The organism is Alphaproteobacteria bacterium, from assembly GCA_018063245.1.
Lineage (GTDB): Bacteria > Pseudomonadota > Alphaproteobacteria > JAGPBS01 > JAGPBS01 > JAGPBS01.
Window position 1 is genome coordinate 12,074 of sequence record JAGPBS010000007.1, and the last position, 22,140, is coordinate 34,213.

Sequence of the window (22,140 nt, forward strand, 5' to 3'; positions counted from 1 at the left end):
TTCATTCTGTAATCCCCGCACCAATTTCTACTTTTTTCACACTGAGAATGTCCTCAGCTCTTGCATTCACTTGAGCTGAAATATTCTGACGCTTTGCTTGTTTTTTATCACGGAGCGTCAAAACAATCGCCCCAATCATCGCAACCAACAAGATTAATCCTGAAACCCAGAACAAATAGATAAGATCTGTATAGAGAATCATACCAAGCGCTTCTGTATTGGTCACCTGCTCTAAAACTGGCATTTGGAACTGCGCCTTAACCATGGCAGGATCAATCTTCCAAGCTGAAAAGACCATGAAAAATTCAGCCAGAATAATACCTGATACCAAAAGCCCAAAAGGTAAATAGCGGATGACACCGCGCTTGACAGTACTCATATCAACATCAAGCATCATCACAACAAAAAGAAATAAAACCGCAACGGCTCCAACATAGACGACAACCAAAATCATCGCTAAAAATTCAGCACCTAAAAGCACAAAGAGACCTGCAGCATTAAAGAAAGCAAGGATCAAATAAAGAACGGAATAGACCTGATTTTTAGCCGTGATCACCATGAGTCCAGAGACAACCAAAAGCGTTGCAAATAAATAAAAAATAAGTGCTTGGATCACCATTGAATCACCTCATTTTGTCTTTTTCTTTTTTGAACAGTATACATTTTATTTGCGTCTTATCTTTCTTTTTGTTTCTCGAATATCAATTTAAGCCCAAGCTGTCAACCAATATTTTTTATTTTTATCTGTAAGGAGCATCCTTTACAAGATTTGCAGCAATCAGACCTTCCCAGCGATCACCATTGTCAATTAGTTTTGCTTTCGAATAAAACAATTCTTCACGCGTTTCGGTTGAAAATTCGAAATTTGGCCCCTCAACAATAGCATCCACAGGACAAGCCTCTTGGCATAGCCCACAATAAATGCACTTTGTCATATCGATATCATAACGCGTTGTACGCCGTGATCCATCATCTCTCGGCTCTGCTTCAATCGTAATCGCAAGGGCAGGACAAACAGCCTCACATAATTTACAAGCGATGCAACGCTCCTCGCCATTCATATAACGACGTAAAGCATGTTCACCGCGAAAACGAGCACTGAGCGGCCCCTTCTCATTCGGATAATTAAGTGTCACAGCTGGCCGAAACATATAAGAGAAAGTAAGCCTCATCCCTTTGAGAATCTCTATCAAGAAAAAAGATCTGAAAAAATCTGTAATGCTTCTCATATTACGCCCCCATATTCGGCAAAAGATCAAAGTAAAGCAACGCACCTGCTGTCAATACAACCCACAATAAAGAAAATGGTAAAAAAACTTTCCATCCAAGACGCATCAATTGATCATAACGATACCTTGGCACAGTCGCTCTCACCCATATAAATAAGAACAACATGAATGAAATCTTCATCCCAAACCAGACAATCCCGGGAATCCAATTGAATGGTGCAATATCTAAAGGAGGCAACCATCCGCCCAAAAATAAAACAGATGTCATGCCGCTCATTAAAATCATATTGGCATATTCACCCAAGAAAAAGAGCGCAAAGGTCATGGCAGAATATTCAACGTTATAACCACCAACCAACTCAGATTCACCCTCAGGCAGATCGAACGGTGTTCTGTTTGTTTCCGCCAAGGCAGAAATAAAGAAAATCACAAACATTGGAAAGAGTGGAATGCAAAACCAAATCTTTTTTTGCGCCAAAACAACATCGGTTAAATTCAAGGACCCCACACAAAGAAGCACAGACACAATCACAAATCCCATGGAGACTTCATATGAAATCATCTGAGCTGCCGACCGAAGACCACCCAGAAATGCGTATTTTGAATTGGAGGCCCAACCCGCCATGATAATGCCATAGACACCCATTGATGAAATGGCGAAAAGATACAAAACACCAACGTTAATATTGGCCAGAACCATTCCTTCACCGAAGGGAATCACAGCCCAAGCAACGAGTGAAAGCATAAAGGTCAACATTGGCGCCATTACAAAAACAAATGTATTAGCCCCTGTTGGAATAATTGTCTCTTTCGAAAATAGCTTTAAGCCATCCGCAAAAGGCTGTAACAAGCCGAAGGGCCCCACCAAATTAGGCCCTTGACGCAATTGCATCGCTGCCATCACTTTGCGTTCAGCGTAAGTCACATAAGCAACGGCTACCAATAAAGGAACGACAATCGCCAGAATCTTGATCAAAATAAAAAGAAAAGGCCATCCAAACTGATTCCAAAACTCAAGCATAGAAATCTCCTTTTTTCGTTACAAGATGAAGTAATTTACTGAAATCAATATCAAAATTTAAAGAGCCGTCACTCAGAGCCCTCCTTCTAGGAGGGCGTGGAGTCTCCTGAAAACAAGAAATCAGTGCAGCATTAGTTGATGCTTTGCAGAGATTCCACGTCGCCCCTTGTGGGGGCGACTCTGAATGACGATTTTCGAATAGGTTAAGCTGCTTTGTCATTTGCATCCTCCATCAGAAAGGATTTCACACAATCTGCCATTGTTTTTGACGCTCTGCAAATGACGTTGGTCATGTAATAATTCTGAATCGGTAAGGTAAATGGCTTTTTCAACATTTTCCCCTCAGCACCGAAATCCTTCATTGGCCGCTTTTTCAATCGATTCATCTCTGCAAACAACGGATAGCTCTTTGTAAGCGCAGCCCATAATTCATGCTCATCATCATAAGCAAGCGGCATGTCTAATGCTTGCGAAAGAGCTCTGATAATCCGCCAATCTTCTTTTGCCTCACCCACAGGAAAGACAGCACGTCTTGTCTGTTGAACGCGGCCTTCACAATTCACGTAGGTTCCACGCTTTTCAGAATAAGCACAGCCCGGGAAAATAACATCTGCAATCATTGCACCTGCATCTCCATGATGGCCTTGATATATCACAAAACAATCCTTGAGTTTAGACATATCAACTTCATCCGCTCCCAACAAGTACACGGCTTTAATTTTACCTGATGCGCAGTCACTCAACAGATCCTCAAGCGATCTTGTTTTTTGCTTCGGAACAAAGCCAATTTCTAAAGCCCCAACCCTGCTTGCAGCTGTCTGCAACACATTGAAGCCATTAAAATCGTCTTTGATCATTTTGTATTTCTGTGCAATCTCAGCACATTTATATTGAATGGCTTTTGCATCATCACGTTGCAAAGCGCCCATGCCAACAATGATCATTGGATTCTGTGCATCTTTTAGCACTTTTGAGAAAGCGTTTTTACCAGATAAAACCTCATCCAGAATCTGAACATCACCTCCTAAGTGATTGACTGGATAAGTTAAATCAACTTCTTCACCAATCAGAGCCACTTTGAGATCAGTCTGTAAATATCTTTTGCGAATACGCGCATTGATCAGCGTCGCTTCATGTCTTGGATCAGTGCCAACAAGTAGAATTGCATCAGCTTTTTCAATGCCTGCGATCGATGTATTGAACAGATAACCAGACGGTTCTGACACATCAAATTGTGCCCCATCAACGCGGCATTCCAAATGAGTTGAGCCCAATTCAGTCATTAAATCCTTCAAGGCAAACATCGATTCAACATCAGCCAGATCCCCAGCGAGAGCTGCGATTTCTTTCCCATCAAAGGCCTTTAACTTTTTTGCAGCAAAAGCAAGCGCCTCTTCCCAACTCACAGGCTCAAGCTTGCCCTTTTTGCGAACATAAGGTTGATCCAAGCGTTGATTTTTAAGTCCATCATAAACAAAGCGTGTTTTATCTGAGATCCATTCTTCATTGATATCTTCATTCAAGGTCGGCAAAATACGCATGACTTCACCACCACGGACATCCATCCGAATGTTCGAACCCACCGCATCCATTACATCTACAGTCTCACATTTACGAAGTTCCCAAGAGCGAGCTCTAAAAGCATAAGGTTTCGATGTCAAAGCACCAACTGGACAGATATCAATCATATTCCCTGATAATTCAGATGAAATGGCCTTTTCAACATAGGTTCCAATTTCCATATGTTCACCACGATAGGTCGCACCCAGCTCATTGGTTCCGGCGATTTCTTCAGAAAATCGCACACATCTTGTACAGTGAATGCAGCGAGTCATAAAGGTTTTGATCAAAGGACCAAAGTCTTTTTCTTCCACCGCACGTTTTGGTTCAGAATAACGGCTCTCATCATACCCATAGGCCATGGCTTGATCTTGCAAATCACACTCACCACCCTGATCACAAATAGGACAATCAAGCGGATGGTTGATCAATAAAAATTCCATCACACCTTTACGCGCTTTTTTCGCCCGCTCACTTTTGGTGTGAATAATCATCCCCTCACCACAAGGCATTGCACAGCTTGCAACCGGCTTTGGTGAGTTTTCCATATCAACCAAACACATGCGGCAATTGGCGGGAACAGAGAGGCGATCGTGATAGCAAAAACGTGGCACTTCAATTCCAAGCTGTTCGCAAGCCTGCAAAATTGACATCCCTTGTTCAACTTCAATTTCCATCCCATCTATTTTTAACTTTGGCATTTTGTGTCCTATTCTTTCAAACTTCTTTTCTTACGCAGCCTTAGCCGTTTTCCGATAAGTCATAATGCGATCTTCCATCTCATCCCTAAAGTGACGAATCAGTCCTTGAATTGGCCAAGCAGCCGCATCACCAAGAGCGCAAATTGTATGGCCTTCAATCTGTTTTGTGACATCGAGCAATTGATCAATCTCATCAATCCGAGCCTGACCTCTCACCATGCGTTGCATCACGCGCCACATCCAACCTGTTCCTTCTCGGCAAGGCGTACATTGTCCACAACTCTCATGCATATAGAAATGCGATAAGCGTGCAATCGCTTCAATCACATCTGTTGACTTATCCATCACGATAACGCCCGCTGTTCCAAGACCTGTTCCAACTTCTTTGAGACCATCAAAATCCATCAAGACAGATTCACAAATATGCTTTGGAAGCATCGGCGTTGAAGATCCACCAGGAATCACTGCTTTGAGATTATCCCATCCACCACGGATACCACCTGCATGCTTTTCAAGAAGCTCACGCAGCGGAATACTCATTGATTCTTCAACATTACAAGGCGTATTGACATGACCAGAAATACAAAAAAGCTTTGTCCCTGAATTTTTAGGACGACCAAATTGTAAAAACCAATCAGCTGACCGACGTAAAATTGTCGGAACAACAGCAATACTCTCAACATTATTCACTGTTGTTGGGCATGAATAAAGGCCCGCATTCGCTGGGAAAGGAGGTTTATTTCGGGGCTGCCCCTTCTTGCCTTCTAGGCTTTCAAGCAAAGCAGATTCTTCACCACAAATGTAGGCTCCTGCGCCTCTGTGAAGATAGACATCAAAATCCCAACCACTTCCTGCAGCATTTTTACCCAAGAATCCAGCATCGTAGGCCTCATCAATTGCCTTTTGAACCGCCAAAGCTTCATGATAAAACTCGCCACGAATATAGATGTAAGCTGTATGTGCATTGATAGCAACGCCAGCAAAAAGACAGCCTTCAACCAATTTATGAGGATCATAACGTAGAATATCTCTATCTTTGCATGTCCCTGGTTCACTCTCATCCGCATTCACAACAAGGTAATGTGGCTTCGCTGATGGTGGTGGCATAAAGGACCATTTCAACCCTGTTGGGAAACCTGCGCCTCCTCTACCACGTAAGCTTGATTTTTTAATCTCTTCAATAATCCACTCACGGCCTTTTTTAACCAATTGACCTGTTTGATCCCAATCGCCTCGGCGCTGCGCTGCTTTTAAATCAGCACTTTCAAAGCCGTAGAGATTTGTAAATATCCGATCCTGATCTTGTAGCATCTATCTATCCCCTACCTGAACGTCGTACATGTCATGTCCAACGCCGCACATGTCATGCTGAACATCGAAAATATCATCCTGAACTTGTTTCAGCATCCCTCTACTTTTCCTCATAGATCCTGAAATAAATTCAGGATGACAAGATTGATCATATTGAAAATTCATTCCGTTCACCCATTCGCCTTTGAAACTTTAGCTCTTTTAGAAGAAGGGATACTCGTTTGCCCTTGCTGCACGTGATCCTTCAAGGATGTTGGCCCAGTCACAGCGCATGAACCTGAACGACTCAATTGTGAACCCATCTGAACCTTTTTACCTGCTTTGAGATCTGCAAGAATCGCCTCAAGGCGCTCTTCATTGAGATCTTCAAAAAAGTCATCATTGATCTGAACCATCGGTGCATTCACACAAGCGCCCAAGCATTCAACTTTGGTCAATGTAAAAAGACCGTCCTCTGTTGTTTCACCGGCTGAAATACCTAACTTACGTTCTATTAAATCAACCAATTTGTCCGATCCGCAAAGCCAGCATGGCGTTGTTTGACAGAGCTGAATATGAAACTCACCAACAGGCTCTTTGTTGAACATTGTATAAAAAGTTGCAACTTCATAGACACGCACTTTCGGCATTTCCAAAATCTCAGCAATTCTATCCATAGCAGCTGTACTGACCCAATTGCCATTTTGTCTTTGCGCCAAATCCAACAAGGGCAAAACAGCACTTTGCTTCTGAGCCTCTGGATATTTTTTCAAGATCTGAGCAATTTTTTTCTGATTCTCAGCATTAAAGTCAAAGCTGTCATCCTTGCTTGACATCTTTTTCGCACCGCCACTCTCTGTCTTTTTTATGGCACTTTTAGGTGCTTTAACTGAAATCTTCTTTGTCTTTTCCATCTTTTTATCCGCTTCTAATCCAGTCATCGATCAACCTCCCCGAACACAATGTCAATCGACCCAATAATCGCAACGACGTCCGCAAGCATGTGCTTTTTAGACATCATATCCATAGCTTGCAAATGCGCAAAACCTGGGGCTCTAATCTTACAGCGATAAGGCTTGTTTGTCCCATCTGAAACCAAATAAACACCGAATTCACCTTTCGGTGCTTCTACAGCCGTGTATGTCTCACCCTCTGGCACGTGATAGCCTTCTGTATATAATTTGAAGTGATGAATCAAAGCCTCCATTGACTGCTTCATCTCATCACGCGGTGGCGGTGTGATTTTATGATCTTGAACCTTGACAGGCCCTTCTTTTGGCATTTCACGTAAACATTGACGGATAATGCGATTTGACTGACGCATCTCTTCAACACGTACCAAGTACCGTGCATAACAGTCACCCGTTGTCGCAACAGGCACATCAAAATCGATCTTGTCATAGACATCATATGGCTGAGATTTTCGTAAATCCCAAGCAACGTTCGAGGCTCTGAGCATCGGACCTGAAAAGCCCCAGTTGATTGCTTCTTCTTTTGTGACAACGCCAATACCGACCGTTCTTTGTTTAAAGATTCTGTTCTCAGTCAGCAGCCCTTCAAGCTCATCTACAAATTTGGGGAAAGTTTCTGTATAGGCCCAAATATCTTCAGCAAGTCCAGCTGGCCAATCTTGCGATACACCGCCAGGTCTAAAATAGTTAGCATGAAGCCTTGCACCACAAACACGCTCATAAAATTCCATCAACTTTTCACGCTCTTCAAATCCCCAAAGGGCTGGCGTAATCGCACCTACATCAAGCGCATAAGTTGTTAAATTCAGAATATGATTCAAAATTCGCCCAATTTCTGCAAAAACAACACGAATATATTGCCCTCTCGGCGGGGGAGCAATGCCTAATAGTTTTTCAGTTGCAAGCGCAAAAGCATGCTCTTGGTTCATCGGCGCAACATAATCAAGGCGATCAAAATAGGGCAAAGCTTGCATATAGGTCTTATATTCAATCAATTTCTCAGTACCACGATGCAAAAGACCAATATGAGGATCCGCTCTTTCAACAACCTCACCATCAAGCTCTAAGACAAGACGCAACACACCGTGAGCCGCAGGATGCTGTGGTCCAAAATTGATCGTGTAAGGTTTAATATGCTTATCTTCTGACATTCTTTTTCCTAATGTTTCTCTTGAGTCTCATACCTTTACGTTACTGATTCTGCGCATAGGCTTTTTCATCACCTGGCAGCAAGTAGTCTTGCTGAATCCGATCCGTCATGCCTTCCCATGGGCTTAAGAAATCAAAATTCCTAAAGTCCTGCTTCAATTGAACAGGCTCATAAGCAACACGCTTTTGCTCACCATCGTATCGTAATTCCACATAACCTGTCAGCGGGAAATCTTTCCGCAGAGGAAAGCCTTCAAAACCATAATCTGTGAGGATGCGGCGCAAGTCTGGATGATCATCAAACAAAATACCAAACATGTCGAATACTTCACGCTCGAACCATCCTGCTGTTGCATAGAGTTTTGTGGCCGTTGGCAAAGAAACAGTTTCTGACACAGCAACTTTCAAACGAACACGACGATTAAAAGACATGCTCAGAAGGTGATAAACAACTTCAAAACGCGCAATCCTGTCAGGGAAATCAACACCGCAAATATCCATCAATTGCGTAAACTTGCACCGAGAATCATTCTTCAGAAAAGTCAATAAAGGCAAAAGATGTTGTGCTGGAACCATTAGCGTCAGCTCATCTTGAGCAAAATAATGCTCATCAATAAAAGAACCAACCTTTGAGAGCAAATAAGCATCAAGCTCTTCCATCTCAGCTTTTTTCTTTTCTCGCAATTCATTAACCATCTGTCTATTCCTTCACTGACATCAATTACAAAGAAAGGCTTTTCGCACGTTCAGAACGATCAATTGTCTTACGACCCTTAATCTTTTTTTGCAATTGCATAATCCCATAGACCAAAGCCTCAGCCGTTGGCGGACAACCCGGCACATAAATATCGACAGGAATAATACGATCACATCCCCTTACAACCGAATAAGAATAATGGTAATAGCCTCCACCATTCGCACAAGAACCCATTGAAATCACCCACTTTGGATCAGCCATCTGGTCATAAACCTTGCGCAAAGCTGGTGCCATTTTATTTGTTAAAGTCCCTGCAACAATCAATACATCGGCTTGACGTGGACTTGGACGCGGAATCACACCGAATCGATCCAAATCATAGCGGCTCATATAGGCATGAATCATTTCAACCGCACAGCAGGCAAGGCCAAAAGTTAATGGCCAAAGTGATCCTGTTCTGGCCCAATTGAGCAGATCTTCAAACTTCGCTGCAACATAGCCCTTGTCTTGAATCTCATCATTCACAGACTTCATATAGGCTTCTTTGAGAGCTTCTATCCCAGGTGCTTGACCGTTCTCTATTTCTGTCTTGGGCAAAATCACTCCCATTCTAAAGCTCCTTTTTTCCACTCATAAATGAATCCAACTGTCAGAATGACCAAAAAGCCAAACATCGACCAAAAACCAAAGCCCCCAATTTTACCAAGACTCACAGCCCAAGGAAATAGGAAAGCCACTTCAAGATCAAAAATAATAAAAAGGATAGCAACCAGATAAAAGCGAACATCAAAACGACGTCTCGCATCACCGAATGCTGGAAAACCACATTCAAAAGCAGAGAGCTTTTCGCTATCAGGATTTTGCTTACCAACAAGCAGTGAGGCACCAACCATTACGATCGAAAGGCCTGCTGCAATGCCCAGAAATATTAAGATAGGGAGATATGGAGATAGAAAAAATTCTTGTGCCATTTGTTGTTCTCTACTTCTTTTTTCTTATATTATTTTTCACTTGAATCAGACAATTTGACTTTACACTTTCTAAAAGCATTGTCAACAAGTTCTATTGAAAAATAATTAAGGCAAAGCATTTTTTTCCATCAATCCCGCGCCATCCTTTTTGCTCTCAAATGCTTCTCAAACAAGTCACTGAATGTATTCTCTTTTTTGCCCCTCAATCCTGGATCATTTCCCGTGATCATTTTATCGAGCATTCTGCCGAAAAGACTTAGGACATCTACCTGATCATCATGTTTTCCTTGTGGAAATGAAATAATTTCAGCAATCAAATCATGGCACCAAAGAGCATTTTTTGGCACATAAATCTTCCCCATTGCCATGCGCGCTTGAATCGCGCGTGCTCTACTCGCCTTATCAATTGCCGATACAAATTGTTCCCGGTATCCGTAGATTCTTTTTTCCTGCTGGCGTTTTTGAATAAAAGGCCCCAAAGACTTTGAGATTTGTCCTGCTTCTTCTGCCCACATAATAGGCTTATATTGATTCATCAAATCAAGAAACACCTCGACCCAAACATCTGTATTGGTTTGCCCACGCCACCAATCCAGCAGAAAAATGTCATCATTGGCATTTACACCAATGACACCGTGCACTGTATAGTCACCGCCATTCGAGCTAATCGCATAGTCACTCGCACCATAAATCTTCATGCTTGAAAGATCAGGCATCTCATCATAATACCGAATCCAATCTTCTTTAAAATAGGCACCTTCATCTGGCATTGGATTTTGCTGATAAAGGGCAGACCAATTCCGCGTTGATTGAATTTTTTTCTCAACCAATAATTGATCGATCGACATCCACTCTGGCCACAAAGCCTCTCCCGCAGCCCGGCCCAATGGATCATTCTCTTCCGCAATCGCTTTTAAACAGACGACATCCCACTTCTCATCTTGATGATATTTCAGAATCCGTCCTGCCAAATCATCTTCATGCCAGCGTGTTTGAATCAGAACAATGCCTGCATCTGGCTTAAGCCTTGTTCGCAAATCAGCCAGATACCACTCCCAAATGCGATCTCTCATCAATTGCGAATCCGCCTCAACTCGCCCTTTAAGCGGATCATCAATCACAACAAAATCAGCACGTCGTCCGGTCACTGATCCCCCAACACCAACGGCAAAATACTCACCCCCTTTTTCCGTATCAAAACGCCCAGAGGCACGACTGCTTTGCGACGATGAAAAGCCAAACAGATTTTTAAAAGTTGGACTTTCGATCATACTCCGAGCTCTGCGCCCGAATCTCTCAGAAAATTCCTGCGTATGACTCGCTGAAATCACTGAATGGGTTGGATGACACCCCATGTAAAAAGGCACAAAAAGTAAATTTCCGTACGTACTTTTTGCATGTCCTGGCGGCATAAAAACCATGAGACGCTTCAGCTTTCGATCAGCCATCAATTGTAATTTTTGAATCAAATACAGGTGATGCCGAGCTGGTTTTAGCTCACCTGCATACTCACAAAAATAACGAAAGCCCTTACGGGCTCGACGTCTTTGATAAAGCTCTGTCAGAATTTTCTTAGCACTCATTCTGCACCCTGCTCCTCAATCAATCCCAAAAGCTCCTGATCACTCAAGGCTTCTAACTTATTCATCGTTGTTTCTTCAGATACCTTTGTAGTCCCTGATCCTTTTTTATCGCTCTTGCCCCAAAGGCGATCTAAAAGAGAATTGGCTGCTTGCAGGCGAATATTTCCAGTCAACTCAGAATCAAGGGTAAGCTCATAGAGAATGCGTAATGCTGTTTTGGCATATTCGGCCTTTTCACGCTCTTGTACAATCAGTCCCTTTTTGCGTGACTTTAGCACAGTCTTTTGTTTTCCAGTCTTCTCCATTTTCTCCTCCCCCTCTATTTAATATAACAGATAATTTATTTTGAATGTTAATTTTTATTCATAAAATATTGACACTTCTATTTTGGAATGGAAAGAAACCCTCAAAATCACTTCTTCCTTATGGAGAGTCATATGTCTTCTATACAGCCCATCACTCTTTATACCTATAGAAAAACAGCTCAATCTCAGCCTTGCGTTGTTTTAAAGCACACAATTCTGCGCAATCAATTTACATTCTTTTTAAGCATCAAAAATAAGAATCTTCTGGAAAGACACATCATCTATTGTCCCAATCCCTTACCTGCTGACATTTCACCTCTTTGGCGAAGATATATTGAAGCCTGTGCTTATGCGCTCAACTCATCACATCTGAATCAATATGTTGATCCTGAACATCAAAAAGCTGAACCAATGAGTCTTGCAAAAGCACATGAACGCTTGACTGAGCTGCACACAGATCTTTTCATCAGATATGGTCGATACGGCAGCAAACCCAATGATCATTTTTTAGAAACGCTCACAACGCACATGATTGGCATGCTCACGATGAATTCAACTGACTCATCAGGGGACCGGGCATTTGCATTCTTTAAATTAGCCTCTAGATGCGGACATAGCGATGCTCAATATCATGTGGCTGAGTATTATGGCATAGGCCTCAGGCGCGAACAAAATTTTGAAAGAGCTTTTCATTATTTTAATCGCGCTGCGGATCAAGGTCATCCTGAGGCACTTATCAATTTGGGGTGTTTTTATTTTAATGGATTCAGAACCCAAAGAGATCTCGAAAGAGCAAAACATTACTTTCATCTGGCTGCCGCGCAAAATCACCCCCTGGCCATTCAGAATCTCAGCCTCTGTTATACAGAAAAGATAAATGTTCCAGAAAGTTTAGAAGAATCCCTTGCGCCCTATCAAAACCTGATTGTAATCTCAGGCCCAGATCATGATCGAAACGGCATATTACAATTTTGCGAATTGCTAGCAAATGCAATGCTTAAAGGTATAAATGGGCAGAAAAACATAAGATGCGCTATCGGTCTTTTAAATATTGTCATTGCACATAATGCACAGTCAGAAACGCCAGGTAATATTTATCACTCAGCTTGTTTATCTTTAGCAAAACTTTATCAAAGAGGATTTCAAAACCGCTATTTCTTTTTAAAGCCGCAGCGCGATAAGGCTTACCAACTCTTCTTAAAAGCCTTCCCACTTCCAGAGGCTTTTTACCGATGCGCTCACCTCTCAAGAGCACTGATGAGAGATCATGAAAATCTCATCATCCCTATCAATCCCCGGAACTTTCTTACATATCTAATTAAAGCAGCAGACTTAGGCTACAAAAAGGCGCAATTTGAACTTGGAGAGATTTATGCACCACAAGATATAAAGAATTCACTGCATTATTATTCTCTGGCTGCTGCACAAAATCATCCTGAATCTATAAACATTCTAGGATGCGTCTATTATTATGGCACTGGTAAAAAAGTCAATTATAAAAAAGCCTTTTCTCACTTTGTCAGAGCTGCAGAATTGGGGCACGATTACGCATTTGCAAGTCTAGCGATATGCTATGAGCATGGTCATGGAGTCCCTAAAAATCTTGAAACAGCTCTCCATTACTTTAGGTGTTTTGCTCAAATCTCACCCAGAAATGCACGGCATGAACAGCTTGATGTAAACTGTAAAATTTCTCTTGCTAGAGCCTATCAAACGGGTGATGCTGGTCAAATTCATTTTCAAAAAGCTCTCCAACTTTTAACAGAAGTCACTCAGATCAACACTCCCATCAACAAAAATTACAGTGCTTTGGCAGAAGCGCACGCAGCTCTTGCAGATATTTACACCAACGGTCATTTTGATCATACCTTTACGCTCCCAATTGATCAAAAAAAGGCTGTGTCTCACATTCAAAAAGCTGTTGAATTTTATCAAGATATCCAACCTTCTGACCCAGAAGTCCAAAGGAAAAAGTCTTCTTTTCAGTTCAGGCTTGCCCTTTTATACTTAACAGGTGTGGGCACAGAGGGAGATATCTTGCCACGTGACCTTGATCAATATATCCACTATCTGGAACAAGCGGCAATCAATGGAAATTCAAGTGCTCAATATCAGCTCGCTTTTCATTACGAAAATGGACTTCCAGAAATTATTGAATCAAATCAGTTAGTTGCTACAATTTATTATTTATCTGCTGCAACTCAAAATCATGATGAGGCCTTCGCCTGGATCGATCAAGTCATGCCAAAAAAAGAACAGAATTCCTGAACCATCAGAGATTAACAATTCACCTCTTATTCTAAATTTGATATCATTATACAAAACACGAGGAGATTCAAGATGACAAACCTGGCCATACAAAAAAATAATCATATTCAATCAAACAATGAAACTGATCCAATTTACCTGTTCCAGTCTTATACTGTGAGATCATGGTCACCTCTTAAGCTCAATAAATCAGTTGAAACACTGCAACTACGAGCATCAGAGATAAAACCTTATTTTGGCGCCAATCATAAAACGATTTTCGATTATGTCATTCTTGCACCTGATCAAGATCAAAGTGAGAAGCTTGGTTATTGTTGGAACATCTATTCCATAGCCTGCAAGACACTCACAAAACGAAAGCACGTAAAAAAAGAGGACCAGGACACTTTTTTCACACTCCTTGAAGTGATTCATGAATATAGTAAAACAAGTAAATTTTCATCTCCGCTTGATCATTTTCTTTTAGGCCTTGTCCACTATCACCTTGCTTATTGTAATGCCAATGGCATTGGGACACAGAAAAACAAAACCAAAGCGCTTAAAAACTTTATATCCGCATCTAAATGTGGTATTTCCCAAGCAACAGAGTTTCTGACTTTTGCTGAACAACTTGGATTAGTGAGCCCTCCTACTAAAAAAAAGCACCACGTCCGAGCAATTTGCACCGACACAAAGTAAAGTAAATGTACTCTATCGCCTAGGACTCTGATATCTCAGAAAAGCCATTTATGACTACACAAGGCAGGGAATCAATTGGATGCTGATCGCTGCTTTTCCATGATGATGTCTATTTAACCCGATCGATGCGATTAACGAACTCTCTATTCATTCCTCAGCAAATATGGTAGGCTTAGGCTTTCTCACATTTCTATAAAAGAACATCCAATGACATCTTTTGACACTATCAACCAAAACCCCTTTGACTGGTTTCGCACCTGGTTCAGTGAGGCTGAACTCAAAGAGCCACGGGACCATAATGCCATGGCTCTTGCGACATCGAATGCAAAAAATGAACCCTCTGTGCGCATGGTCTTGCTCAAAGAATGGGGACCTAATGGTTTTGTCTTTTATACCAATACAGATTCACACAAAGGCCAAGACCTTTCCGAGAACAAACGCGCATCTATTTGTTTTTACTGGAAATCTTTATCAAGACAAATCAGAATCGATGGAGATGTTTCTCTTGTAACGCCTCATCAAAGCGATGCTTACTTTGCCTCAAGACCAAGAGATGCACAGGTTGGCGCTTGGGCTTCTCAGCAGTCTAGGCCCATGGAACATATGGATGATTTACAAAAAGCGATTGCAAAAATAGAGACTCAATATGCGGGCAAACCAATTCCGAGACCTCCTTATTGGCAAGGCTATTGCATTGTCCCGAGCCATATTGAATTTTGGGAAGAAGGTCTTTTTCGGCTTCACCAACGTGTTTTATACCAGATGACAAAGTCAGCTAAAGGTGACTGGTCATGGACAAGCACACGACTTTATCCATAGGACATAAAATGAGCTTCACACACACCGATGATCATCAAAAATTGCGCATATATGCAAGCATTGCAAGCGTGACGATTGCAACCATTTTGGTCCTGATGAAACTCTATGCCTATGTGGAAACAGGATCGATGACTGTTCTTTCTGCACTGATTGATTCAAGTGTTGATCTCATGACCTCAAGCATTATTTTTATCGGCATTCGGAAAGCACTCAAACCAGCAGATCAATATCATCGTTATGGACATGGGAAAGCGGAATCTCTTGTTGCTCTTGTCCAAGCCTCATTTATTGTTGGCTCTTGTGTCATTTTGCTCTATGAAGTTGTGAATAATCTTTTGCATCCCAAAGAAATGCAAGCACCCGAAGTTGGAATCATTGTCATGGTCATTGCCGTTATTTTAACTCTTTGTCTGCTTCTTTTTCAAAATTATGTTATTAAGCACACCAATTCCGTTGCGATTAAAGCCGATCGCTTGCATTATCGCGGTGATTTATTCATGAACTTTTCGGTGGTTATTGTATTGATTATTTCTGGGGAATCTGGCATTTGGTACTTGGATCCGCTTTTTGCGATTGGCGTTGCAACATTCCTGATTATCGGAACAAAATCTTTGGTGAAAGATGCCTTAAACATCTTGATGGATCACGAACTCTCGCCCGATGAGCGGACGCAAATAAAAAATATTGTCATGAGTCATCCTTCCGCCAAGGGACTTCACGATTTACGATCCCGGTATGATGGCATGTATCGATTCATCGAATTTCATTTAGAGCTCTCACCCGATCTAACTTTGTGGCAGGCCCATGAAATCACAGATGAAATTGAACAGAGACTCAGAGCTCATTTTGTCCATGCAGAAATTTTAATTCACCAAGAGCCTGAGGGCCTTGATGATGATAGATTGGATCATAAATTGGGGTGAGATCCACTTTTGAGATTCAAACAATCGTCATTCAGAGCCACCTCCTTAAGAGGTGGCGTGGAATCTCTGCAATGTAATAATATAAACTGCACATATGTTATGCCCTAGAGACTCCACGCCCTCCTAAAGGGATGGCTCTGAGTGACGATACTAAATGATCTATTACGATCGTGAACTCAGCTGCTCCCTCTCAACCGACTTAAACAAGGCGGTAATGTTTCCTTCACCAAGGCCTTTTGCGCCTCTACGCTCAATCAATTCAAAGAAAATGGGGCCGAGCAATTCTTTGGTAAAAATCTGAAGCAAATAATGACGCGCACTATCATCCCCATCCAAAAGCAAATTATGTTTTTGCAAATAAGCAATGTCTTCGCCATGATTCATCAGTCTTTCCTTGAGATCTTGGTAATAGCTCTCAGGCGTTGGCTGAAAAGCAACGCCCTTCTGCTGAAATTCCGTCACAGCATGAACAATATTCTTTGTTTCAAAAGCTACATGCTGAAGCCCCTCGCCTTGAAAGCGATCTAGAAAAGAATTGATCTGCGAGGAAGCATCACGACTGCGAGACAAAACAAACTGTAAATCTGAATCCCCAAGCCTGAAAGAAGTTGTTTCAAAAGATGTTTTTGCCCCGAATATCTCAAAATCTTGCTGGGCTGTAAAACCCATCACTTTTTCAAGAAAATCCTTATGCTTTTCAAAATGATCTTTGAAGATATTAAAAGCCAAATGATCAATGCTGCACAGATTCCCAAGTCTAAAGTCATAAGATTTATGGAAACAAGATTCAATCTGTTTCTGATGCCTCTCATCCAGAAAATAAAAAATAACATCTCCAATACCAACAATGCCATCAAGTGAAAACAATTCTCCGATACGATGAGCTGGCGCAGCTACAGCTCCTTTCTTGAGGGCTTCGGCATAAGCATTGATTGCATTATCAACCTTAAGGCCAATTGCACAAATACCTGCTTGATGCGTTGACTCAAAAGCAGTTTTAAAATGATCTTCTTCATTCACATGAAAACAAAGAACATCATTAGCTTGATAGGCCTTTACATTACCTTGACTTAAAAAATCAACCGGATTTAAAGATATTTTAGAAAAGAGAGACTCAAGATTTTCGCAGCTACCTGCGAACTCCAGAAAAAAAACTGACTGAATAGAAAGTGGATTTAACATTTTATGATGACTTTATTTTTATAATAGGGATAATAGCAGATATAGCACCTTTGTATTGTAAATGGAATCCTCAACATGTCTAGTCAAATTTCAACCCTTATTGAAAAAGCAACAAATCTGAAAGATGCTTTTGAACCCATTGGTTGCGCTCAGAGTTTTGGCGCAAAATATCTGGAAACACAATTTGGCCCTGCTGCGATTTTACCCCAAAATTTGATTATCAATTGTGAGTGTGATCCGGAGATCTCTCTTGCAGAACGCCTTACAAATTCAACTGAACGAGACATCTTATTTTCTTATTTTCAAGAAGTTGGCGATAAGGTTGAGACAATTTTGAGTCAGCAAAAAAGACCTCTGGTGATTGGCGGCGATCATTCTTTATCAATCGCCACAGTCTCTGGTTTCAAAAAACATCACCCCTCCTCAGATATTGCTCTTGTTTGGGTTGATGCTCATCTTGATTCACATACGCCAGAAACAAGTCCGTCTCAGAATTTACATGGAATGCCACTGGCTGTTTTAATGGGACATGGCCATAAGGACCTTTGTAATCTCTATGAGCTTGGGACAAAATTAAAGCCTGAGAACCTATTCATTATTGGCGCACGCTCATACGAGCAAGGAGAGTTTGACCTTCTTAAAAAATTAAATGTACGCGTTTATTTTAAAGAAGAAGTTGATAGCCGCGGCTTTGAGAATTGCTTTGCAGAAATTCTCTCTATTCTCTCTCAGAAAGCGCTGCCATTTGCTGTAAGTCTTGATTTAGATGTTATGGATCCTTCATTTGGATCAGGCTTTGGATCGCCAGAAGCAGGTGGAATCTCTCCTGATGAGTTATATTCAATTATGGAGAAGCTTTCTCTTGAGACTTTGTGTAAAATGGTAGAAATTGTAGAATATAATCCGACACTCGACGAAGAAGGAAAAACAAAAAATGTCATCACCAACCTCATCAACCATCTCACACATGCACGATCATCTCTCTAAGTCACTCGAGATTATTGAAGCAGAATCACATTATTGCGCCCATAACTACCACCCTCTTCCCGTTGTGATTGACCACGGACAAGGTGTTTGGCTTTATGATGTTGAAGGTCGCAAATATCTTGATATGATGTCAGCTTATTCTGCCGTGAGTCATGGGCATAGTCATCCTGAGCTTGTCAAAGTTGCGCAAGATCAAATTGCCAAACTTTGCATCACCTCAAGAGCCTTTTACACAAGTAAACTTGGTCCTTTCTTAGCCAAAATCTGCACCCTATCAGGATTGGATATGGCATTGCCGATGAACACAGGCGCAGAAGCTGTTGAAACAGCTATCAAAGCCTCACGACTCTGGGGATATGAAGTTAAAAAAATACCGGAAGGCAAGGCTGAGATTATTGTTGCTACAAACAATTTCCATGGCAGAACAACCACGATTGTTGGATTTGCTTCTGAAGAAATTTCAAGACACCATTTTGGCCCTTTCACACCTGGTTTTATCCAGGTTCCTTTTGGTGATATTGATGCGATTAAAAAAGCAATCACGCCTCATACATGCGCTGTTCTTTTTGAACCAATGCAAGGTGAAGCCGGCATTATGATTCCGGATGCAAACTTTCTCAAAGAACTCAGAGCCATCTGCGATCAAAACCGTGTTTTGATGATTCTTGATGAGGTTCAAACAGGCCTTGGGCGCACAGGCAAACTCTTTGCTTTTGAGCATGCGAATATCCGCCCAGATGGATTGATTCTTGGCAAAGCCTTAGGTGGCGGGATTTTGCCTGTTTCTGTTTTTGTTGGGAAGAAGGAAATCCTCTCTCTTTTCACTGCAGGATCGCATGGATCTACTTTTGGTGGGAATCCTCTTGCAGCAACAATTGGTCTTAAAGCGCTTGAACTCATCGAAGAATTGAAACTTGTTGAAAACTCTGCTAAAATGGGACATTACTTTAAAGAACAGATTTTGGCACTAGACTCTCCAGTCATCACCGAAATCAGAGCAGCAGGTCTTTGGATTGGTGTTGATCTTGATCCGGCTAAGATTACAGGGCGTCAATTTGCAGAAAGGCTTCTAAAGAAGGGCATTCTGACCAAAGATACACGCAAGCAGACACTCCGTTTTGCACCGCCGCTCATTATCACAAAAGCTGAAATCGATCTTGCCATCACAGCTATGGCTGAGGTATTGAAAGACATTTAACCCATGATCACGCCTGAAGAACTCGTTTCCCGTATCAAAGCCTATGATGAACAAGCCGATGCTGAAGTTCTGTTAAAAGCTTACGACTATGCTCAGGAAAAACATTCTAAGCAAATTCGCTCATCCGGTGAACCATACTTTTCACATCCGCTTGCTGTTGCTGGCATTTTAGCGGAAATGCGCTTAGACACCGCATCAATCATCACAGCTCTTTTACATGATGTTGTTGAAGATACAGAAGCCAGCATTGAAGAAGTTGAGAAGCTCTTTGGCCCTTCAATCGCAAAGCTTGTTGATGGTGTTACAAAACTCACAAAGCTAGAGCACCAGAGCGATGATACAAGCCAAGCTGAAAATTTCCGGAAACTTGTTCTGGCTATGTCAAAGGACATTCGTGTTCTGCTGGTGAAACTGGCTGATCGCCTGCACAATATGCGGACACTTCACTTCATTAAAAATCCACTCAAGCGCGCGCGGATTGCCCGTGAAACACTTGAGATCTACGCTCCCCTTGCAGAGCGTATTGGTATCCAAAAAATGAAGGACGAATTACAGGATCTCGCTTTTGATGTTTTGAATCCTGAAGCACGCGAATCAATTTTAAACCGCCTCTCTTTTCTCAACAAAGAGCGAGGCGATCTCATTGAAAAGATTATCAAAGAGATTGAAGAAACCTTTAAAGACAATGGTCTTCATAACTTTGTGGTTCAGGGCAGACAGAAATCAGCCTACTCCATGTGGGAAAAGATGCAAAAAAAGAACGTCACTTTTGAGCAAATCTCTGACATCATGGCCTTTCGTGTTATTGTTGAAAAAATTGAAGATTGCTATCAAGCTTTAGGAATTGCGCATAGTTCATACTCCGTTGTGCCTGGTCGCTTTAAAGATTACATTTCAACACCAAAGAAAAATGGCTACCGCTCTATTCATACAGCCGTCATTGGTCCATTCCAGCACAAGATTGAAATGCAGATCCGGACCTTTGAAATGCATGAGATCGCTGAGCTTGGTGTTGCCGCTCACTGGGGATATAAACAATCTCACGAACCTGGTAAGCACAAAGACTATGAGTGGATCCGTGAAATTTTGGACATCATGGAAAATGCTCAAAAGCCTGAAGAATTTTTGGAACACACAAAACTTGAACTGTTCCAAGATCAAGTTTTTTGCTTCACCCCCAAAGGCGTTCTGATTTCATTACCCGTTGGAGCAACGCCAGTTGACTTTGCTTACGCCGTTCACTCTCAGCTTGGGGATAGATGCGTTGGCGTCAAAATCAATGGACGCATGATGCCTCTAAGGACTCTTCTTGAAAATGGGGATCAGGTTGAGATTCTCACCTCAAAAACACAAATGCCTTCTCCTGCTTGGGAACGCTTTGTGGTTACAGGAAAAGCAAAAGCGCGTATCCGCAAATTTATCAGAACACAGCAAAAAGATCAATATATCAGCCTCGGTAAAGCAATGATTCAAAAGCTTTTCCGTGAAGAGGGATATGATTTTACAGAAAAAGCCATCGATGGTGTTTTAACGAAATTAAAACTCCCTAAAGCTGAAGATGTCTATGCCAATATTGGATCCGGTATTCTGTCTGCCCGTGAAGTTTTTCATGCCATTTTCCCTGGACATAAAACAAAAGTTAAAGATCTTGAACAGCTCAAAGATGATATTCATATGGGCTCTGAGCCTGACAAGGACTCGCAAAAATCTGGCACAAGAAAAAGGCATGCTTTACCCCTGAAGGGGCTCATTCCTGATATGGCTTACCATTTTGCCAAATGCTGCCACCCCCTACCCGGCGATCGGATTGTTGGCATTATCACAACAGGCAAAGGCGTGACGATCCACACGATTGATTGCGATACACTCGAAAATTACACAAATGTTCCTGAAAGATGGATCGATGTCGAATGGGACAAAAAACAAATTGAAAACATTGGATTTGTTGGTAGAATTGTCATTTCTGTTGCAAACCAAGTTGGGAATCTGGGTACTTTATCAACAATCATCGGCAAGAATGGCGGGAATATCACGAACATCAAAATCGTCAATAGAAGTGTTGATTTCTTTGACATTCTCATTGATGTCGTCGTGCCAGATAACAGGGTTCTTTCTAATATCATGGCGGCCTTACGCGCCACACCCATTATTACGTCAGTTGAGAGAATGAGAGGCAAATAATGATTCTCGGCATTGGCACAGATTTGGTTCATATTGACCGTATCCGAAAAATTCAGGAGCGCAAACCTGGGCTTTTTTCTAAGAAAATCTTCACCAAAACAGAGCGCGATTATTGCGATGGAAAATTTGACCCGGCCATTAGTTATGCCTCACGCTATGCCGCAAAAGAAGCTGTTCTGAAAGCTTTAGGATATGGTATGAGAGAGGGTGTTTCTTGGCAAGACATTGAGATTGTAAACGATGACTTAGGAAAACCAGAACTCACTTTATCAAAAAATATCTTGGCAATTGCTGAAAAGAGATTTAATCTTTCTAATAAATTAATCAAGATCGACTTATCTTTAACAAACGAACGAGAATATGCACTTGCATTTGTCGTTATATCCTGTATGAATATGACATCAGATTAACAGAAATAAGATTAGGA

The 22,140-nt window shown here is 41.6% G+C and carries 22 protein-coding genes; 8 read left to right on the forward strand and 14 right to left on the reverse strand.

Annotation, left to right across the window (positions count from 1 at the left end):
* Nucleotide 1: 1 nt before the first annotated feature.
* From KBF71_01575 to KBF71_01635, 13 genes are all read right to left on the reverse strand, one after another.
* A complete protein-coding gene (locus KBF71_01575; GenBank protein ID MBP9877010.1) occupies nucleotides 2-619 on the reverse strand; it encodes an NADH-quinone oxidoreductase subunit J in 618 nt (205 codons plus the stop codon).
* 121 nt (nucleotides 620-740) lie between these two features.
* Nucleotides 741-1,229 (reverse strand): NADH-quinone oxidoreductase subunit NuoI, encoded by a 489-nt coding sequence (gene nuoI / locus KBF71_01580; protein ID MBP9877011.1) that lies wholly within the window; start codon nucleotides 1,227-1,229, stop codon nucleotides 741-743.
* A 1-nt stretch (nucleotide 1,230) separates the two neighbouring features.
* Entirely contained in the window at nucleotides 1,231-2,250 is a 1,020-nt protein-coding gene (gene nuoH, locus KBF71_01585) for an NADH-quinone oxidoreductase subunit NuoH (GenBank protein ID MBP9877012.1), read from the reverse strand.
* 203 nt (nucleotides 2,251-2,453) lie between these two features.
* Entirely contained in the window at nucleotides 2,454-4,511 is a 2,058-nt protein-coding gene (locus KBF71_01590; protein MBP9877013.1) for an NADH-quinone oxidoreductase subunit G, read from the reverse strand.
* A 30-nt stretch (nucleotides 4,512-4,541) separates the two neighbouring features.
* Nucleotides 4,542-5,822: an NADH-quinone oxidoreductase subunit NuoF gene (gene nuoF / locus KBF71_01595; protein MBP9877014.1), complete on the reverse strand. Its 1,281-nt coding sequence runs from the start codon at nucleotides 5,820-5,822 to the stop codon at nucleotides 4,542-4,544.
* Nucleotides 5,823-5,987: a hypothetical protein gene (locus tag KBF71_01600; protein MBP9877015.1), complete on the reverse strand. Its 165-nt coding sequence runs from the start codon at nucleotides 5,985-5,987 to the stop codon at nucleotides 5,823-5,825.
* Between the two features lie 5 nt (nucleotides 5,988-5,992).
* Entirely contained in the window at nucleotides 5,993-6,637 is a 645-nt protein-coding gene (nuoE, locus tag KBF71_01605) for an NADH-quinone oxidoreductase subunit NuoE (GenBank protein MBP9877016.1), read from the reverse strand.
* A 101-nt stretch (nucleotides 6,638-6,738) separates the two neighbouring features.
* Complete coding sequence (locus tag KBF71_01610) at nucleotides 6,739-7,923, reverse strand: NADH-quinone oxidoreductase subunit D (protein MBP9877017.1); 1,185 nt, start codon at nucleotides 7,921-7,923, stop codon at nucleotides 6,739-6,741.
* Nucleotides 7,924-7,963: 40 nt separating this feature from the next.
* On the reverse strand, nucleotides 7,964-8,581 hold the full coding sequence (locus KBF71_01615; GenBank protein ID MBP9877018.1) for an NADH-quinone oxidoreductase subunit C: 618 nt from the start codon (nucleotides 8,579-8,581) through the stop codon (nucleotides 7,964-7,966).
* Between the two features lie 61 nt (nucleotides 8,582-8,642).
* Nucleotides 8,643-9,227, reverse strand: coding sequence for an NADH-quinone oxidoreductase subunit B (locus tag KBF71_01620; protein MBP9877019.1), 585 nt, complete (start codon nucleotides 9,225-9,227; stop codon nucleotides 8,643-8,645).
* Nucleotides 9,218-9,589 carry an NADH-quinone oxidoreductase subunit A gene (locus KBF71_01625; protein ID MBP9877020.1) on the reverse strand — a complete coding sequence of 124 codons (372 nt, stop codon included), beginning with the start codon at nucleotides 9,587-9,589 and terminating at the stop codon, nucleotides 9,218-9,220. Before KBF71_01625 ends, KBF71_01620 begins: the two co-directional genes overlap by 10 nt.
* A gap of 128 nt (nucleotides 9,590-9,717) precedes the next feature.
* Nucleotides 9,718-11,172, reverse strand: coding sequence for a phage terminase large subunit (terL, locus tag KBF71_01630; GenBank protein ID MBP9877021.1), 1,455 nt, complete (start codon nucleotides 11,170-11,172; stop codon nucleotides 9,718-9,720).
* Nucleotides 11,169-11,477, reverse strand: coding sequence for a hypothetical protein (locus KBF71_01635; protein MBP9877022.1), 309 nt, complete (start codon nucleotides 11,475-11,477; stop codon nucleotides 11,169-11,171). Before KBF71_01635 ends, terL begins: the two co-directional genes overlap by 4 nt.
* 132 nt (nucleotides 11,478-11,609) lie before the next feature.
* Between KBF71_01635 and KBF71_01640 the strand changes: the two genes are divergently transcribed.
* From KBF71_01640 to KBF71_01655, 4 genes are all read left to right on the forward strand, one after another.
* Nucleotides 11,610-13,745, forward strand: coding sequence for a sel1 repeat family protein (locus tag KBF71_01640; GenBank protein ID MBP9877023.1), 2,136 nt, complete (start codon nucleotides 11,610-11,612; stop codon nucleotides 13,743-13,745).
* Nucleotides 13,746-13,817: 72 nt separating this feature from the next.
* Nucleotides 13,818-14,423 (forward strand): SEL1-like repeat protein, encoded by a 606-nt coding sequence (locus KBF71_01645; GenBank protein ID MBP9877024.1) that lies wholly within the window; start codon nucleotides 13,818-13,820, stop codon nucleotides 14,421-14,423.
* A 207-nt stretch (nucleotides 14,424-14,630) separates the two neighbouring features.
* Nucleotides 14,631-15,242, forward strand: coding sequence for a pyridoxamine 5'-phosphate oxidase (gene pdxH, locus KBF71_01650; GenBank protein ID MBP9877025.1), 612 nt, complete (start codon nucleotides 14,631-14,633; stop codon nucleotides 15,240-15,242).
* A gap of 8 nt (nucleotides 15,243-15,250) precedes the next feature.
* Entirely contained in the window at nucleotides 15,251-16,165 is a 915-nt protein-coding gene (locus KBF71_01655; GenBank protein ID MBP9877026.1) for a cation diffusion facilitator family transporter, read from the forward strand.
* Nucleotides 16,166-16,327: 162 nt separating this feature from the next.
* Here the strand turns inward: KBF71_01655 and KBF71_01660 are convergent, their stop codons facing one another.
* Nucleotides 16,328-17,347, reverse strand: a complete 1,020-nt coding sequence (locus tag KBF71_01660; GenBank protein ID MBP9877027.1) for a VOC family protein — start codon at nucleotides 17,345-17,347, stop codon at nucleotides 16,328-16,330.
* 75 nt (nucleotides 17,348-17,422) lie between these two features.
* Here KBF71_01660 and KBF71_01665 point away from each other — a divergent pair, with 75 nt between their 5' ends.
* Genes KBF71_01665 through acpS form a run of 4 tightly spaced genes read left to right on the forward strand, consistent with a single transcriptional unit; the run spans nucleotide 17,423 to nucleotide 22,123 of the window.
* A complete protein-coding gene (locus KBF71_01665; protein ID MBP9877028.1) occupies nucleotides 17,423-18,334 on the forward strand; it encodes an arginase in 912 nt (303 codons plus the stop codon).
* Nucleotides 18,315-19,532 (forward strand): ornithine--oxo-acid transaminase, encoded by a 1,218-nt coding sequence (rocD, locus tag KBF71_01670; GenBank protein MBP9877029.1) that lies wholly within the window; start codon nucleotides 18,315-18,317, stop codon nucleotides 19,530-19,532. The genes KBF71_01665 and rocD overlap by 20 nt, the downstream gene beginning before the upstream one ends.
* A 3-nt stretch (nucleotides 19,533-19,535) precedes the next feature.
* On the forward strand, nucleotides 19,536-21,713 hold the full coding sequence (locus KBF71_01675; GenBank protein MBP9877030.1) for a bifunctional (p)ppGpp synthetase/guanosine-3',5'-bis(diphosphate) 3'-pyrophosphohydrolase: 2,178 nt from the start codon (nucleotides 19,536-19,538) through the stop codon (nucleotides 21,711-21,713).
* Nucleotides 21,713-22,123, forward strand: coding sequence for a holo-ACP synthase (gene acpS / locus KBF71_01680; protein MBP9877031.1), 411 nt, complete (start codon nucleotides 21,713-21,715; stop codon nucleotides 22,121-22,123). Before KBF71_01675 ends, acpS begins: the two co-directional genes overlap by 1 nt.
* Nucleotides 22,124-22,140: the final 17 nt, after the last annotated feature.

Bases quoted from the DNA above. Each gene is read 5' to 3' on its own strand.
- nuoF (MBP9877014.1), bottom strand. From the start codon at position 5,822: ATGCTACAAGATCAGGATCGGATATTTACAAATCTCTACGGCTTTGAA.
- KBF71_01645 (MBP9877024.1), top strand. From the start codon at position 13,818: ATGACAAACCTGGCCATACAAAAAAATAATCATATTCAATCAAACAAT.
- nuoI (MBP9877011.1), bottom strand. From the start codon at position 1,229: ATGAGAAGCATTACAGATTTTTTCAGATCTTTTTTCTTGATAGAGATT.
- KBF71_01660 (MBP9877027.1), bottom strand. From the start codon at position 17,347: ATGTTAAATCCACTTTCTATTCAGTCAGTTTTTTTTCTGGAGTTCGCA.
- acpS (MBP9877031.1), top strand. From the start codon at position 21,713: ATGATTCTCGGCATTGGCACAGATTTGGTTCATATTGACCGTATCCGA.
- KBF71_01620 (MBP9877019.1), bottom strand. From the start codon at position 9,227: ATGGGAGTGATTTTGCCCAAGACAGAAATAGAGAACGGTCAAGCACCT.
- KBF71_01590 (MBP9877013.1), bottom strand. From the start codon at position 4,511: ATGCCAAAGTTAAAAATAGATGGGATGGAAATTGAAGTTGAACAAGGG.
- KBF71_01625 (MBP9877020.1), bottom strand. From the start codon at position 9,589: ATGGCACAAGAATTTTTTCTATCTCCATATCTCCCTATCTTAATATTT.
- KBF71_01600 (MBP9877015.1), bottom strand. From the start codon at position 5,987: ATGAATTTTCAATATGATCAATCTTGTCATCCTGAATTTATTTCAGGA.
- KBF71_01615 (MBP9877018.1), bottom strand. From the start codon at position 8,581: ATGGAAGAGCTTGATGCTTATTTGCTCTCAAAGGTTGGTTCTTTTATT.
- KBF71_01665 (MBP9877028.1), top strand. From the start codon at position 17,423: ATGTCTAGTCAAATTTCAACCCTTATTGAAAAAGCAACAAATCTGAAA.
- KBF71_01640 (MBP9877023.1), top strand. From the start codon at position 11,610: ATGTCTTCTATACAGCCCATCACTCTTTATACCTATAGAAAAACAGCT.
- rocD (MBP9877029.1), top strand. From the start codon at position 18,315: ATGCACGATCATCTCTCTAAGTCACTCGAGATTATTGAAGCAGAATCA.
- nuoH (MBP9877012.1), bottom strand. From the start codon at position 2,250: ATGCTTGAGTTTTGGAATCAGTTTGGATGGCCTTTTCTTTTTATTTTG.
- pdxH (MBP9877025.1), top strand. From the start codon at position 14,631: ATGACATCTTTTGACACTATCAACCAAAACCCCTTTGACTGGTTTCGC.
- nuoE (MBP9877016.1), bottom strand. From the start codon at position 6,637: ATGTCAAGCAAGGATGACAGCTTTGACTTTAATGCTGAGAATCAGAAA.
- KBF71_01655 (MBP9877026.1), top strand. From the start codon at position 15,251: ATGAGCTTCACACACACCGATGATCATCAAAAATTGCGCATATATGCA.
- KBF71_01635 (MBP9877022.1), bottom strand. From the start codon at position 11,477: ATGGAGAAGACTGGAAAACAAAAGACTGTGCTAAAGTCACGCAAAAAG.
- terL (MBP9877021.1), bottom strand. From the start codon at position 11,172: ATGAGTGCTAAGAAAATTCTGACAGAGCTTTATCAAAGACGTCGAGCC.
- KBF71_01610 (MBP9877017.1), bottom strand. From the start codon at position 7,923: ATGTCAGAAGATAAGCATATTAAACCTTACACGATCAATTTTGGACCA.
- KBF71_01675 (MBP9877030.1), top strand. From the start codon at position 19,536: ATGATCACGCCTGAAGAACTCGTTTCCCGTATCAAAGCCTATGATGAA.
- KBF71_01575 (MBP9877010.1), bottom strand. From the start codon at position 619: ATGGTGATCCAAGCACTTATTTTTTATTTATTTGCAACGCTTTTGGTT.